The sequence below is a fragment of the Salinibius halmophilus genome (assembly GCF_003577475.1).
Lineage (GTDB): Bacteria > Pseudomonadota > Gammaproteobacteria > Pseudomonadales > Natronospirillaceae > Salinibius > Salinibius halmophilus.
This window is the reverse complement of sequence record NZ_QPEP01000005.1, coordinates 193,268-207,723: the sequence shown is the minus strand read 5'-3', so window position 1 is coordinate 207,723 and position 14,456 is coordinate 193,268. Positions and strand designations below refer to the sequence as shown.

General features: G+C 47.5%; 17 protein-coding genes. 8 read left to right on the top strand and 9 right to left on the bottom strand.

The window, feature by feature from the left end; genetic code table 11:
- Positions 1–2 precede the first annotated feature (2 nt).
- The 5 genes from DUW71_RS07505 to DUW71_RS07485 all read left to right on the top strand — a co-directional run bounded on the left by DUW71_RS07505 (position 3) and on the right by DUW71_RS07485 (position 4,098).
- The gene (locus DUW71_RS07505) at positions 3–611 is read left to right on the top strand and encodes a pyroglutamyl-peptidase I family protein (protein ID WP_158583916.1); all 609 of its coding nucleotides are present in this window, start codon (positions 3–5) and stop codon (positions 609–611) included.
- 26 nt (positions 612–637) lie between these two features.
- Positions 638–1,273 carry a leucine-rich repeat domain-containing protein gene (locus DUW71_RS07500; protein ID WP_119394632.1) on the top strand — a complete coding sequence of 212 codons (636 nt, stop codon included), beginning with the start codon at positions 638–640 and terminating at the stop codon, positions 1,271–1,273.
- Positions 1,274–1,910: 637 nt separating this feature from the next.
- Positions 1,911–3,164 (top strand): tyrosine-type recombinase/integrase, encoded by a 1,254-nt coding sequence (locus tag DUW71_RS07495; protein ID WP_119394631.1) that lies wholly within the window; start codon positions 1,911–1,913, stop codon positions 3,162–3,164.
- A 43-nt stretch (positions 3,165–3,207) separates the two neighbouring features.
- Positions 3,208–3,636, top strand: coding sequence for a hypothetical protein (locus DUW71_RS07490; protein WP_119394630.1), 429 nt, complete (start codon positions 3,208–3,210; stop codon positions 3,634–3,636).
- 117 nt (positions 3,637–3,753) lie between these two features.
- Positions 3,754–4,098, top strand: coding sequence for a YgiW/YdeI family stress tolerance OB fold protein (locus DUW71_RS07485; RefSeq protein ID WP_119394629.1), 345 nt, complete (start codon positions 3,754–3,756; stop codon positions 4,096–4,098).
- A gap of 33 nt (positions 4,099–4,131) precedes the next feature.
- Here the strand turns inward: DUW71_RS07485 and DUW71_RS07480 are convergent, their stop codons facing one another.
- The 5 genes from DUW71_RS07480 to DUW71_RS07460 all read right to left on the bottom strand — a co-directional run bounded on the left by DUW71_RS07480 (position 4,132) and on the right by DUW71_RS07460 (position 7,953).
- A complete protein-coding gene (locus tag DUW71_RS07480; protein WP_119394628.1) occupies positions 4,132–4,668 on the bottom strand; it encodes a peroxiredoxin-like family protein in 537 nt (178 codons plus the stop codon).
- 19 nt (positions 4,669–4,687) lie between these two features.
- Positions 4,688–5,275 carry an NAD(P)H-dependent oxidoreductase gene (locus tag DUW71_RS07475; RefSeq protein ID WP_119394627.1) on the bottom strand — a complete coding sequence of 196 codons (588 nt, stop codon included), beginning with the start codon at positions 5,273–5,275 and terminating at the stop codon, positions 4,688–4,690.
- A 449-nt stretch (positions 5,276–5,724) separates the two neighbouring features.
- Positions 5,725–6,504, bottom strand: coding sequence for an IS21-like element helper ATPase IstB (gene istB / locus DUW71_RS07470; protein WP_119394626.1), 780 nt, complete (start codon positions 6,502–6,504; stop codon positions 5,725–5,727).
- Positions 6,501–7,520 carry an IS21 family transposase gene (gene istA, locus DUW71_RS07465; protein ID WP_119394625.1) on the bottom strand — a complete coding sequence of 340 codons (1,020 nt, stop codon included), beginning with the start codon at positions 7,518–7,520 and terminating at the stop codon, positions 6,501–6,503. Before istA ends, istB begins: the two co-directional genes overlap by 4 nt.
- Before the next feature lie 73 nt (positions 7,521–7,593).
- Positions 7,594–7,953 (bottom strand): hypothetical protein, encoded by a 360-nt coding sequence (locus DUW71_RS07460; protein ID WP_119394624.1) that lies wholly within the window; start codon positions 7,951–7,953, stop codon positions 7,594–7,596.
- Positions 7,954–8,121: 168 nt separating this feature from the next.
- On the opposite strand from DUW71_RS07460, the gene DUW71_RS07455 reads away from it, so the two are divergent.
- Both DUW71_RS07455 and DUW71_RS07450 read left to right on the top strand, forming a co-directional pair.
- The gene (locus DUW71_RS07455) at positions 8,122–8,583 is read left to right on the top strand and encodes a DUF1499 domain-containing protein (protein ID WP_119394623.1); all 462 of its coding nucleotides are present in this window, start codon (positions 8,122–8,124) and stop codon (positions 8,581–8,583) included.
- Positions 8,580–9,974: a dihydrolipoyl dehydrogenase family protein gene (locus DUW71_RS07450; RefSeq protein ID WP_119394622.1), complete on the top strand. Its 1,395-nt coding sequence runs from the start codon at positions 8,580–8,582 to the stop codon at positions 9,972–9,974. Before DUW71_RS07455 ends, DUW71_RS07450 begins: the two co-directional genes overlap by 4 nt.
- 75 nt (positions 9,975–10,049) lie before the next feature.
- Here DUW71_RS07450 and DUW71_RS07445 read toward each other — a convergent pair whose 3' ends face one another.
- The 3 genes from DUW71_RS07445 to DUW71_RS07435 are packed head-to-tail and all read right to left on the bottom strand — an operon-like array spanning position 10,050 to position 11,949.
- Positions 10,050–11,009, bottom strand: coding sequence for a ribonuclease Z (locus DUW71_RS07445; RefSeq protein ID WP_119394621.1), 960 nt, complete (start codon positions 11,007–11,009; stop codon positions 10,050–10,052).
- Positions 11,006–11,578 (bottom strand): HD domain-containing protein, encoded by a 573-nt coding sequence (locus tag DUW71_RS07440; protein WP_119394620.1) that lies wholly within the window; start codon positions 11,576–11,578, stop codon positions 11,006–11,008. Before DUW71_RS07440 ends, DUW71_RS07445 begins: the two co-directional genes overlap by 4 nt.
- A gap of 32 nt (positions 11,579–11,610) precedes the next feature.
- Entirely contained in the window at positions 11,611–11,949 is a 339-nt protein-coding gene (locus DUW71_RS07435) for a zinc ribbon domain-containing protein YjdM (RefSeq protein ID WP_119394619.1), read from the bottom strand.
- 142 nt (positions 11,950–12,091) lie between these two features.
- Here DUW71_RS07435 and DUW71_RS07430 point away from each other — a divergent pair, with 142 nt between their 5' ends.
- Positions 12,092–12,958: a DMT family transporter gene (locus tag DUW71_RS07430; RefSeq protein ID WP_119394618.1), complete on the top strand. Its 867-nt coding sequence runs from the start codon at positions 12,092–12,094 to the stop codon at positions 12,956–12,958.
- Here DUW71_RS07430 and DUW71_RS07425 read toward each other — a convergent pair whose 3' ends face one another.
- The gene (locus DUW71_RS07425; protein ID WP_119394617.1) at positions 12,959–14,329 is read right to left on the bottom strand and encodes a substrate-binding domain-containing protein; all 1,371 of its coding nucleotides are present in this window, start codon (positions 14,327–14,329) and stop codon (positions 12,959–12,961) included.
- Between the last annotated feature and the right edge of the window lie 127 nt (positions 14,330–14,456).

The window sequence follows — 14,456 nt, the reverse complement described above, 5'->3', positions numbered from 1 at the left end:
ACGTGTTGATCACAGCATTCCAAGCTTTTGGTGACCATTCTAATAACCCAACAATGGAAATTGCCAAAATACTAGCAAGCGATTATCACTCAGAGCGTATAAAACTACATACGCAAGTCTTGCCAGTAGAACGCTATGCTTGTTTGACCCTGCTTAATCAAGCGGTCAATCGAGTGAAGCCATCTGTGGTGATCGCATTAGGCTTAGCTGCCAATCGCGACAGAATTACCATTGAGCGGGTGGCCTTAAACCTGGATGACTTTCCAATTGCGGATAATGCCGGACATCAGCCCCGCGACGAACAGATTATTGTCGACGCACCACTGGCGTTAATGAGCACACTGCCTGTTAAGGCCATTCAACAACGCCTGCAAGCTGAGTCGATTGCAAGTGAAATTTCATACTCTGCTGGCACCTATGTATGCAATCATCTGTTTTTTGGCATGCAGCACCAATTGAAAGAGCAGGGCGTGTGCAGCGGATTTATTCATACACCACCAATTACCGATGCACTGGATTTAACCACACAATGCAAGGCTATTGGGCTAGCATTTGAAACATGCTTCAGCGATAACATTGCGACTGATTTGATTGGTGGTAAGATTTCTTAGTTGGTTAAAACGGATTGAGAAACGATATGGAAAAGTATTTATTATTGTTTGCCACAGCAATGCTGCTAATTGGCTGCAACCACTCGACTGTCGAAGCACCTATTACTGATGGTGATAGCCAAAGCATACCGCTTGAACCCATCACCGATACAGGCCTACAAGCCTGCATTAACAACACACCGGGTATCCCGAAACAAGCTAGGTATCAATTCGAGTATGACCACATCACCGCGTTGAGATGTTATCAAACGCCAATCTACAATTTGTCGGGGTTGCAGAACTTTCGCCAGTTAGAAGTGTTAAGCCTAGGCTGGCAATACAAGGGTTCTCAGCTTCCACCAACGCCAATACTAAATAACCTAGTAGAGCTGCGAGTTGCAGGATCCAATATCAGTGATCTAGCGCCGCTGCGCCAAGCACATCGACTGGCTTATTTGGACATTGGCTGGACAAAAACGACACAATTGAACGAATTAGCCGGTCTGACGCACCTAAAACATCTGTTTATCGATGACATTGACCGTGATGGCATCAATCCGTTGCTTGGCCTGAGCCATCTAGAAGTTGTGTTAGGTGACTTCACTGATGCAGAAGAGCAAGCGCTCGCGCGATTGCCAAACATGTACTTACTTTTTAACGGAGACACGCAAGTGTTGCCATAATTAACGCGGCAAGTGAATGACCGTTTTGCGCGCAAGGAACTAAGCCAGTGCAACATTGGGTATCCAGCATATCCAGGCAATAATTGGATAGGCAATCAATGCCATTAACTTAAGAAATGGCATTTCAGTTGCGGTATAATATCACCAGTTTTTTTATTCAATCTTGCTACGGAAAATGGTTGACATGCAAATCCTCCAACTGCAAGAACCAATATCTAAATGACGATCGTTTTCAAGCTTGTGAAAACGTGATGAACTGGTTAGGTAGGTTTATGCAACGCCCAAGTGTGGGAAAAGCATTAACGCTAGCGCCTTAAGGGATTCAAACAATTCAGTACCAAACTGGTTCAGTCGAACTTACAGCATCGACGGAGAAGATTTTATAGGGTGTAACCGCATCCTAGCAAAACCTCTCTTTTACAGGCGATAATTATGATTATCAATGGTTTTACATTAGGATGTTTTTAAGGCAAAATAGCCCTTGTTCTTAGGTTTTATGCGGCTTTTTGCTTTTTCTCATGTTAACTATTGGTCTTCACTGTTTAGTTCACTACCAGTGATAATTATCGCCACTAGTTAAGTTTCGCCGAAGCCTAGTTTTGAGTTTACGCTTTCATCTTTCACGAGCTTGGCCTATATGTCTACTGCTTCTAAAAATGCTTCGCCAATTCCAATTTTCGACGCGCTCGATCATATGGAGAATCCGTTTTACCAACATAGGTTCGATGCAAAACCATTTTTGTTGGAACCTATCGACGGTGCTAATACAGATTTAGAATATGCTGCCAAGTTTATCTATAGCTACAACGGTTCTAAAGCCACGTTCAACTCATATCGGCGTGAAGTTGAACGCTTGCTGCATTGGTCTTGGCGCATTCGTCACTGCAGTATTCTTGAGTTAAAGCGCCAGGATATTGAAGAATTTATACTGTTTTGCCAGAAGCCTGACAAAGATTGGATTGGCACCATACAAGCAACGCGCTTCGTCGTTAATCAAGGCCAGCGTGTGCCGAATGAAAAATGGCGCCCGTTTACGGCAACCATTCCTAAAACGGAAACCCAGCGTGGCAAAAAAGCCAAGGCTTCGGACTACGAGCTGTCGCAAACGGCGCTGAAGGCCATGTTTGCTATCTTGTCGTCGTTCTATAACTTCTTAATTCAAGAGGAAGTCACTGAAGCCAACCCAGTGGCGCTGATTCGGCAAAAAAGCAAATTTATCACCAAAGAAACACGCCGTGAGATTCGCCGTATTAGCAATTTGCAATGGGAATATCTGATTGAGCAAGTGGATGAAATGGCAGCCGATGAGCCAGATTTGCATGAGCGCACCCGCTTTGTGATGCATTGCCTACTCTGCATGTATTTGCGTATTTCCGAGGTGGTTGCCGACGACCGTTCGACGCCCATGATGAGTCACTTTTACCGCGACTCTGACGGCCACTGGTGGTTTGATGTAGTAGGTAAAGGCAATAAAGCGCGCAGTATTGCAGTCAGCGATGCCATGATTGATGCACTAAAACGATTTCGATTATTTTTAGGGTTAAGCCCCCTGCCCGCACCTGGTGAAACCACGCCTTTGCTACCTAAACTGCGCGGTAAAGGGGGTATTCGCTCGACTGCTTGGGTGCGTGCAATCATTCAAAAGTTATTCGATTTAACCCATGAGCGCATGCAAGCGGATGGCCTTGGTAGCGATGCATTAGAGCTTAAAGCCGCCACTGTACACTGGTTGCGCCATACGGGTATTTCAGAGGACGTGAAGTTTCGCCCAATTGAGCATGTTCGCGACGACGCCGGTCACTCAAGTGCGATGACTACTGATAAGTACATCGATGCAGAGCGCCGCGCTCGCCATGCAAGCGCTCGCAATAAACCAGCTGTGCCAGAGTAAAAATGGTGAAAGCAGGTTATGCTTAATAAAAAGAGTGCACTTCATGACCATTGCCCAGATCATCCTATTAATCTTTATATTTCTCGAGCTGTTAAATGTAGTCACGCTATATGTCAATCCGAGTTCCAAACTGGGCAATGGTATTGGTGTCTTCCAGATCTGGTTGATTCAGAAGCAAGACAGCGATCAAAGAAATTCGGCTCTGTCGACTTACCTTGTCAACTGGGTTGCGGGTGTTAAGTTGATCTTCATTTGCTTACTGCTGATGATTGTTGTGACCGGCACGAACTTCCAGCATAAAGCGTCGTTAGCCATCTTAATCATCACCACCGCGAGTTTTTACTGGCGACTTTTTCCAAGCATTAAAGAAATGGATAAGCTGGGCTGGATTGACCCAGAGGGCTATTCAACCACGCTAGGCGTTATGATAGCGATGTTTATTGCGCTATTTCTTGTAGGTTTAATTGTGTAATGGGGAAGCTTTCTGACCGGTAACCGAACCGCAATACCTACAACTAGCAAAGCTGACCGCGTTAGTGCTAGTCTGACTAATCATTAGCTTTGCTGAGATTGCACCGGAGTGTGATAAATGCGAATTGTATTAGCTACTACGCTAGCGTTATTACTTGCGACGCCATACTCAGGTGCGGCCTTTATCGGGCCAACGGAATCTGGGGATTCAGGCACCGTTGCTGAAGTTGCCGAGACTCCTCTAGGTACCTATGTTCGCCTAGTAGGCTCTCTAGAAGCGCATCTTCGAGAGGACTACTACCGCTTTCGAGACCGCACGGGGTCGATCCGTGTTGAAATAGAGCCTGACGTTTGGCAAGGGCGGGACATCACACCGAATACCGTCATCGAAATTACCGCAGAGGTCGATCGCTCTCTGCAGGGGCGCTACCTCTGGGTAAAATCGTTTGTCGTCGTCGACTGAACCGGGTTGTCGAGCGTGCTTGGACCGGAGGAGTCAGTAGGCTCGGGCACCGCGAATCGGATAGTTGTTTTTCGGGTCACGAATCCAACGTAACCCTCGCACCAGCGTATCGATTTCCGGGCGGACAAAGGGGTTGTTCGACAGATCCACAACGTGCAACAGCCCCTGTTCATTCACCACGAACAGACCCGGCTCGGCAAACCGGTGATCGGTTTCCTGTTCAGAACGCGGGTCGGATATGTACAAACCGAGTGTTTTCATCTGCGCTTCCGTCAGCCCGTGGTACAGCGGAAAGCTGACTCTCAGTTGCGTTTCATGGTGAGCACGCTGCTCTGCCGAATCGGCCGAAACGGCAACTATATCGACACCGGCCTGAGAAAAGCCTTCTAGGTGCTCTTCCAATCGGTTCAGGTAGCGGGTACACATAGGGCAATGCGCCCCACGGTACACGAAAATCGCCTGCCAACGGTCTCCCCCAGACGAGGGGCCGAGCGTGACCGACTCACCCGACCGATTTACCACACTCAGCTCTGGAAACGCATCACCCGGATGCAGTTTGATTGTCGTCATCGTTACTTCTCCGTTTTGCTCAGCGCTGAAACACGGTGGCAAGATGCGTATCCAGCCTGACCAGGTCGTTTTCAATATCGGCGTTTTTCATCACATCGAAACAGGCAAACGTTGGCAGCGCTGTCATGTCGAAAAACTTGAAGTTCATGTGTTGCGGAAACAACAGGTCGTCAACACTTTTGCCATTGAAAAACTCATCGTTGCGATTAAAGGCTTCTTCCGGGGTATTGAAGGTGAGGCTCATCATGTAACGGGTACCGGATAGTGTTCCCCCCGTCCCATAATTGGCTTTCGGCGCAGACTCGTCCCGTCCGTCACCGTGACAGAGTGCACCCCCCATGCCCGCGGTGTACACATCGTCCATGTACTTTTTAAACACCCAGGGCACACCCATCCAGTTCACCGGCATCTGCACAATCACGGTATCGGCCCACCGGTGTAGTTCCAGCTGGCGCTCTATGTCATAGTCTTCCTGTGCCGCAACCACGGCCACTTCATCGCCGCGATTGGTAAAAAACGTGGACATTCGTTCAATCAGGGTTTGGGTCAATCGACCTTCAGCGAAAGGATAAGCCTTGTGTCCATCAATAATCAGAATTCGGTTCATGGTCTTCTCATGTTTTGTTGCGAGTTCATCCGTCCGGAGACTGATCCGGTCGGGTTTTCATGAGACACAGTGTACGGAGCTCGACTGACCGCACTTGCTCGATTCTGAGCGATACTTGCTCAATTCTCTCAGAATGCGCAGAATTACTTTCATAAATCGCACGATACTTGCTTTAATTTAGCAATCTCCACAAACGGTGCCGCACACCATGAGTCAGACACCCATTGAACGTCTCGCCCAGGCCATGGGCTTACACAACCTGAATGGGTTCCACCCCACCCATTCACCGAACATTGAACTCTTTGGTGTCTCCCGATACCAGACGAGCTGCCCGCAGCTCTACAGCGCCGGTTTGCTGTTTGTCCGCCAAGTGTCAATGCCAACTGAAAACTGACCCACTTTTCTCTAAATCTACCAATTGAAAACTGACCCACCCCTGATTAATTTTGTTACTTCTGTTCAATGCTTGCAGGCATCACACCAGTCGCTCGCTTGCCTTTTAGTCGATAGCTTTCACCGTTAATTTGTACAATATGCGCATGATGAAGTAATCGATCTAGCAGTGCTGCAGTGAGCGTTGTGTCATCAGCAAATGCACTAGACCACTGAGAGAATGGCAAATTGCTGGTCACGATCACACTGCCTTGCTCATAGCGCTTGGCGATGACATTGAAGAACAAGTTTGCTTCTTCTCGTCCGAATGGCAGATAACCTATTTCATCTATGATGAGTAGCTTCGGTGCGAGAATACTGCGCTTTAAATAAGTTTCTAGCCTGTCTTGCTTCTTGGCTGCAGAGAGTTGCAACATCAAATCCGCGGCAGTGATAAAGCGGGTTTTTAGGCGTCGTTGCACCGCTAACTGACCTAGCGCGACAGCTAGATGGCTCTTTCCGACTCCGCTCGGACCAAGCAATACGATGTTTTCTTTACGTTCAACAAACGCAAGACTAGCTAACTCTTTGATTTGTTGTTTCGGCGCGCCGCTTGCAAACTTAAAGTCATAATCTTCAATGCTTCGCGTCATTGGAAAGCTTGCGAACTTGGCAAGCATTTCTCTGCCTCGTTGGGCTCGTGCTTGCAGTTCGGCATCTAATAGCGCTTCTAAGAAGTCGGCAAATGAACCCTCTTTGCTGACGATGCTTTGCGCAATAGCTGGCCACTCACTGGCTGCAGTCGGTAGCTTTAATTTCGTGCAAGCATCTTCGATCCTGGCAAGTTGAATACTCATAGTCGAACCTCCAATAGTGCGTCATACACAGCAAGCGGATGCTGAAAACTTTCCAAAGGCACAACTTCTTTCGGCATAGGTTTGGACACGGGTTTGGCGACTTCGATAGGCAGCGACATTAAGAACTCTCGCTCTTTATCCATTAACACTTGAGGCTTTTCACCTGTTGTTCCATGGACTCGTTGATGGGCGATGTTTGCAAGCCAAGGCCCTATTCGGGCATTGGCGATCTCCACTGTAAACTCAAGGTTGTGTTGCTTGAGCTCGGCAATCAGTGGCGTGATAAAACTTCCTTTTAGATAAGCATTAAAGCGTTCAACTTTGCCCTTGGTTTTAGCTCTATAGGGGCGACAAGCCCGAGGGGTAAATCCGTATCGCTTTGCAAGTTCGAGCAAAGCGCTATTCCATTTATGGGTGCCTTTTCCATACGCATCACGTTCAATCATGATGGCTTTGGCGTTATCAAACAGGACTTCTTTCGTGACGCCACCAAAGTACTCAAAGGCTTCTTCAACACCTCGTATCCAGTCTTCTTGTTTTTCGCTATGTGAGAACTTTACAAACGCGCCACGTGAAAAACCAAGTGTTGCGACAAAGGCTTTTATCCGTTTGCCACGACAAGAAATGGTGGTGAAATCAACCTGCATTTGCACACCCGGTTCAGTTTCAAACCGGACAAGCGGGTCTGGTGTTGGCTTTGGTTTATGCAGCCTAAGAAAGTCGGTGAGTGTTGAGTAGCCACCTTCGTAACCTCGCTCTTTTATTTCCCGCAGTAATACTGTTGCAGGAATCCAACTTGGGTTAGCTGCATTGATTCGTTCAAGAAGATACGGCTTGAAGGGCTCAAGCACTGAAGGTTGCTCTTGGCGAGCGGTATAACAAGGTACTAAGTTCGGCTGTCGAAGATAGCGCCTGACCGTATTGCGAGATAACCCAGTGTCTTTGGCGATCTTGCGAATGCTTTGGCCTTGTTGATGCCGAACATGAATGTCCACTAGTTGCTCCTGATTGACCATGGCTCGCCAGAATGTTGTGAAACGGACGAGCATTTTGACTTAGGTGGGTCAATTTTGAATTGGCACTAGTGGGTCATTTTTGCATTGGCAGTGACAGTTGTTCCTTTTTAACCATGGCAAAACTAATCAGCCCTAAAGGCAATACCAGCCAAATGATATCGGCGTCGTCTGACTTGAACCATAAATAGCCGCCAATACCCAAGCCTAGTAGCAGCCCTGCACTGGCAATTTTTTTATATCGATGGTGGGCATTCGCTTGTTTGATTGCACCAGTAGCCGCGAAGATAATGGCCCAAAAAACGGCCACATACAGCTCGTACAAAGATGCAGCACCAACTAAATATACCAGTGCAATAATCAATGCTAACCCTGCAACGAGGTAGTAGATGGACGGATGGATGAAATCGTTGGGCCATCGCTTGACTGTTTCCATTGCTTTTCGCTCCTTTCTCTTGCTTAACCTCAGTTTACTGAGACGATCAGTTAAATAAAAGACTCGCGATCACTGTTACCTAGCCCTACCCTAAAGTGATACAGATAAACTGATCTAAATGACAGGGTGTCACGTATTGTTGCGGGAAACTAAATTTTGGGGATTTTTATGTTCTGGAAGATCTTATTAACACTGGTGGTACTATTCGTTGTATTTAATGTTTTGCTGTTGGTTTGGCAAAACAACCGCAAGCCTGCATTGGGTGTACAGGAAAATGGTGAGTTAGCGCCGCTATCGAATAAACCCAATTGTGTGTCTAGCTTTGCCGAGGGCGAGCGAGCTGTGGCGCCATTAAAAATGGCGGCATCGGTGGAACAAACTAAGGCAGCCATCGAAAGTGCATTGAAATCCTTGGGTAATGTCGACATTACGCAAAATGATGGCACCTACATTCGAGCAGTGGCCACCACAAAACTGATGCGCTACAAAGACGATATTGAGCTCTTGATAGATGAAGCCAGTCAGCAAGTTCATTATCGCTCAGCCAGTCGAGCTGGTTATAGCGATATGGGTGTAAACAAAACGCGCTACGAAACCTTTGCAAAGCACTATAACGAGGCTATCAAATGAAGCAGTACGATATTGTAGTAATTGGCTCGGGTGCTGCGGGTTTAACCAGTGGCTTTACTGCTGCGGGGTTTGGTAAAAAAGTTCTGATGGTGGACAAAGCACTCCCCGGCGGTGAATGTACTTGGTCTGGCTGTATTCCGAGTAAGGCGTTAATTAACCAAGCGAAGAATGTGCACGCTGCTAATAAGCTTGGTGCGGCCGTGCATGTCGACGGTGCAAAGGTTTTTGAGCAAGTGCGTGGTGTCAGTGAGCATGTTTACACCCATGAAACACCAGAAGTACTAGCCAAAGCCGGCATTGATTTTATTCAAGGTGCGGCAAAATTTATTGATTCGCATACGATAGAAATTAGTGGTGCGAATGAGCGTGTGAAAGCCAAAAAGTTCATGCTAGCAACGGGCAGTTCACCTCTGGTGCCACCTATCCCTGGGCTTGCCGATGTGCCATTTCTTACCAATGAGTCGCTATTTCAGCTTACTGAATTACCACAAAGCTTAACGATTTTAGGCGGTGGGGTGATTGCCCTAGAGATGGCGCAGGCGTTTAATCGCTTGGGCACTAAAGTGACCGTTGTCGAGATGCAAGCCGAGGTGCTGCCATTAGAAGAACCAGAAATGGCAGCTAAACTCCGTGAGCTGCTAGAAGCAGAAGGCGTTGAGTTTAAGCTATCAAGCAAGGCGATTGGTGTCGCTAATCCTCCTGAGGGCATTGAAGTAACCATCGAGCGCGGTGCAAATACCGAGGTCATTGTTAATGAAAAACTGCTGGTCGCTTTGGGGCGCTCACCGAATACTACCGGCATGGGTCTTGATGACATTGGTGTTGAGGTTGACCGTTTTGTGAAGGTGAATGCCAAGATGCAAACCAGCCTGCCTCATATTTATGCATTTGGTGATGTGGCAGGCCCATACTTGCTGAGCCATATGGCGAATTATCAAGGCAAATTGGCGACAATGAATGCGCTTCTGCCATTCAAGCGCAGCGTCAATTATGAACATGTCACCTGGGCCACATTTACTGACCCAGAGTTTGCTCGAGCTGGATTAACTGAAGCACAAGCTCGGGAAAAATATGGCGATAGTATCCGTGTCTATCGATACAACTTCGACAAGCTCGACCGGGCCCATACGAAACAGGGTGACTTTGGCGAGATTAAGTTGATTATTGGCAAGCGCAACAGAGTTTTGGGCGCCCACATTCTTGCTGAGCGTGCTGGCGAAATGATTAGCCAAGTGCAAACCATGAAAACGCTTGGCATTCCATTTAGCAAGTTGCAGAAAGTGATACACCCCTACCCGACCTATTCTGATGCGCTTCGCCAATTGTCACAAACGGTGTTTTTAGACGGGATTTTCCAGAATCCAGTGGTGAAGCTGTTTAGGAAAGGCTGAAAGTCGTTTTGCCCGAGTGGTACTAGGTATGGCACCTAGACTCCCGCCTTCGCGGGAGTGACTTAAGGCGCTTCACTATTCTACGGCGCTGAGCACGCCATCTTTCGCTACTGTGAACTCGGCGAAGTCTTTTGCCAAAAACAGCCGGCCTGCGTAGTGCTTGCGTGCTTCCTGCTCAATATCGAAAATGGATGGCTTGGCATCTGGGTGTGGCTGATAGCGTGGGCTAAAATGCGTTAAAATTAGGTTTTTTACGCCTACTTGCTCGGCAAAGCTTGCAACCAACTCTGCGTAACTATGGCCGTACTGATCGCCAACCTTCATAGCAATGTCTTTGGTGTAGGTCGACTCATGGACGAGGACGTCGACATTGCTGGCAGCTTGGCTGAGCAATGTAGGATCACCGTTATCGCCAGCAATAACAATTGTGCGTGGTGATGTGTCCGTTATCAGGTAGTCCAAGGCAATCAACGTACGCCCATGCACCTCCACATTTTCACCGCGCTTTATTTTTCCGTATAGCTCGCCTTTTGGAATACCGTCGACTGCAAGCTTGGCAAAATCAAGCTTGCTGGCAATGTTGCGCTCACTGAAACGGTAGCCATAAGACGGTACTGGATGGCTCAGCGCATGAGTGGTCACATTGAACGCATCCACGTCTATTTCAGGTAGGGTGTGCGCGTCAATAAATTTAAGCTCGAACGGCAAATAAAGCTGGGTAAACTCACGGGTTGCGTTAATCCAGCTTTCAATCTCTTTCGGCGCGATGATCGTTAATGGTTCCGTTCGCCCTGTCATAGCAGCGCTGGCCAAAAGGCCCGGCAGTCCATAACAGTGGTCGCCATGGATATGTGTGATGAAAATAGCCTTTAGGGCGACCACAGATAACTTGGTATGCAGGATTTGATGCTGAGTCGCCTCACCGCAGTCGATTAAATACCACCCTTTGCCCTTTTCTTCGCGCAGGGCAATGCCAGTAACATTGCGCTGTTTACTTGGCACACCAGAGGATGTGCCTAAAAAGAGTATTTTCACTGCTCAAACCAACCGTTTGCTACGGCTGTTTCTAGTTCACCTAACATCCACTGATGAAGCTCGGGCGCAATATCGGCAATAAAGGCATGCTTATTGCGCACCATATCTGGGGTGATTTTTTGCTCGCGCCAGGTGCGGCCTTCGGTGGCAATGTTTAAGGTAAATGGCAATAATCGGTCAAAAACGCTTACCCATTGGCTTTCGAGCGTTTGTTGATCTTCATACTCTTGCCAACAGTCCTTCGCTTGGCTGCCAAAGGAGGGAAAACGCGCCATGAAGGCGTTCATGTAGTCGAGTTCTCGCTCGTGCTTACCGGTTTGGTCGTGGTAAAGGCAAACATCACCAGCCCCTACTTCACATAAGTCATGACATAAGGCGATTTGAACACAGCGATTAATATTTACCTCGGGTGGCAGGTAATTAGCGAAGCCCATGATGGTCATCGCTAGGTGCCAGCTATGTTCTGCAGAGTTCTCGTAGCGTTCGCCGCTAGTAATGATACTCTTTCGATAAACTGACTTTAACTTGTCTAACTCTAATGCAAGTTCGATGATCGACTGTTGACTCAACGTCCGTCTCCTTCTGCGGTTAGGTCAAAGGGCTATGCTTTTTTAACAAATTTTGCCGTCACCATCATTTCGCCGCCAGTTGAAAGCTTGCAGTCAAGTTCATGATCTTTGCCCTCAATAATGCGATTAATGGTGGCTTTTGTGCCAACTTTTAACACTTGCGAACTCCCTTTCACCTTTAAATCTTTAATAAAGGTTACCTTGTCACCCGCTTCTAGCTGAGTGCCGTTGGAATCGTTTACAACAAAAACATCGTCGTCTTCTGACGTGTCGTTTGGGTTCCACTCGTAAGCGCATTCTGGGCAAATTAGCATTGCTTGATCTTGATAAACATATTCAGATTCACATTTTGGGCAGTTCGGCAAAGACATAATAACCACTTGGTAAGGTAAGTTTGCCCGAGATAGTACTTTGTTGACACTTTAGTGGCTAGTTTTTTGACCTTTCTAAAGGGGCTTACCGGCGGCCTTTGTTATATTGCGCCAACGATCGAAACTAATTGGATTAAGTGAAATGGGTATTGCGGTTGCGCTGATGGCAGCGTTTTTCTGGGCTTTATCGGCAAGATTTTATGGACATAGCGCGCAACAGTGGTCGGTGATACTCCTCAATTTAACTAAAAACCTAGTAGCGGTTGTGGCACTCGCATTGCTCATGCTGGCCATTCCAGGTTCAGCTAGCGTAGAAGGTTTAACGTTGGTGGTGCTAATCATCAGTGGGTTCATTGGTATCGGTATTGGCGATACGGCTCTATTCGCTGCACTTAAGCGAATGGGCGAGCAAAACACCTTGTTATTGGCTGAGACAATGGCGCCGATTGTAGTGATTGCCTTGGGTTGGCTGTTTTTGAGTGAGACCTTATCTCTACTGCACTATGTAGGGATTGTATTGGTGATTTTGGCGACAGACATCGCCATTGGCTGGCGCAAAAGCCAGTCACTCGATTTAACTGGCGTTGCGTTAACGTTGGTAGCAGCCGCTTGCCAGGCAACGGGCGCACTGATATCGCGATACTACTTAACATCTACCGACCTACCGGTACTAGATTCTGCAATGTGGCGACTACTGGGTGGGTTGATATTTGCTTTGCTTGCGCTGTTGGCAATGACGTTAGCTGGTCGCAAGGTTCGCTGGCAAACACTCAATGTTCAGCAAAGCAGCAAGCTGTTTACAGCCATTCTGTTAGGCACCGTGCTAGGGGTTTTTATGTTGCAGTGGAGCCTAGACCTATTACCTGCAGGCCTTGCTCAGACCTTGCTCGCAACGAGTCCATTATTTGCCATCTTAATTGCCCTAGCCCTGGGTCTAAAACCAACAAAGCGCCAGGTTGTTGCGCTGGCGCTTGGTTTAGTTGGTGTGGCAGTCATTGCTTTCGCTTAACTACTCTTTAATCCACACTTCTACACGGTTGTTGCGATCCGCAGAAATAGGATTATCATTACTAGCAACCGGGTTGAGTGAACCATAGCCTTTAACTGCATCGGCACGAATGCCATACTTTCGCAGCTCTTTTCGAATGGCCAACATGCGTACTTCTGAAAGCAGCCGGGCACGCTCTTCATCGCCTTGGTCTGCGGCGAAGCCAAACAACATGAGTTCACGGTTTTGATTCTCTGGACGCTGCATAAAAGCCACCAAACGAGACATGTCTCGCTCAGCTTTCGAGTCCAACTGGCGACTGTCACCGGTGAAGCGGAAGTTTAACGACAAACGCTCAGCACGGCCTACTAACTGCAGGTATCCAGTCGGCATATCAGCAGTGATAGCTTGTGGCAACTTTTCGATGTTTTGCGAGATGAACCCAACTCGGTCAACGGTGCTTTGCCCCTGTGTGCTGGCTACAAACTCAATAAACTCGCGTACATGTACGTTGGCACTGGTCCCAGTGTACAAGTACAAACGGCGGGTTAAAGGGTAGTCTTCTGACGCAATAAACATTTTTTCCGCTGTTAGTGGTGTGGTTGCACCATCTGTAACCGGTAATGGGCGTGTATTACCTGTATCAGCAACTGAGGTAAATCCAATCGCCATGGTATCAGTTTCAACCGCTTGCGTAATTTGGCCGTTTGAGTTGAAGCGCTGAACGCTGTCAGCTAATCGATAACCACGCTCCAACACCAAATTGTCGAAGGTTTCAAAAGTGCCCGAAGCATCGTCGCGAGCCAGAACAGTGATGCGGCCGCTAAAACCATTTAACTCTGGGTATTTGTCACTAAGTTGTGACCAGTTGCTGATTTCACCAGCGTAAATTTTGCCAATTTCGTCTATCGATAATTGGCTAACTGGGTTGTTTTGGTTGATCACCATGGCTAAGCCATCTAATCCAATAATATGCTCGAACTGAGAAGTTGTTAAGTCAGATGTGGCGTAACGAGCATTCTCATCATCTGTCACACGACGTGATGCGGCGGCAATATCAGTGGTGTCATTAATTAACGCTGAGAAACCTGTGCTTGTGCCTTTGGCTTCCACGAGAACATTAACTGAAGCGCCACTAGGTGTGGTACCACGAATCAATGACGACTGTTCTCGCCCCATGGCGATTCGGTCTATGTTCTGCACTTGTTTAGCCTGTAAATACTGCTCTACTAGGTTAGGTAAGAGCTCCTTACCTAACGTACTTGAGCCGGTAATACGCAGAATATACCCATCTGTTTGGTTGGTGATGGTTTGTTCAATTGGTTGAACCGGTGCTGCCGTGGCGGCAAAGCTTAGCAAACCGGTTGCAAAGCTTAAAAAAAGTTTCTTCATTGTTGCTCCCCTATACTTATGGGGCGGCAATATATGGAGTTTTAAAATAAATTCAATTAACTGACATAATATGTACACAAATGCATGCTAGATAGTTCGAGAATAGTGAACCTTTCGTCACTTTACT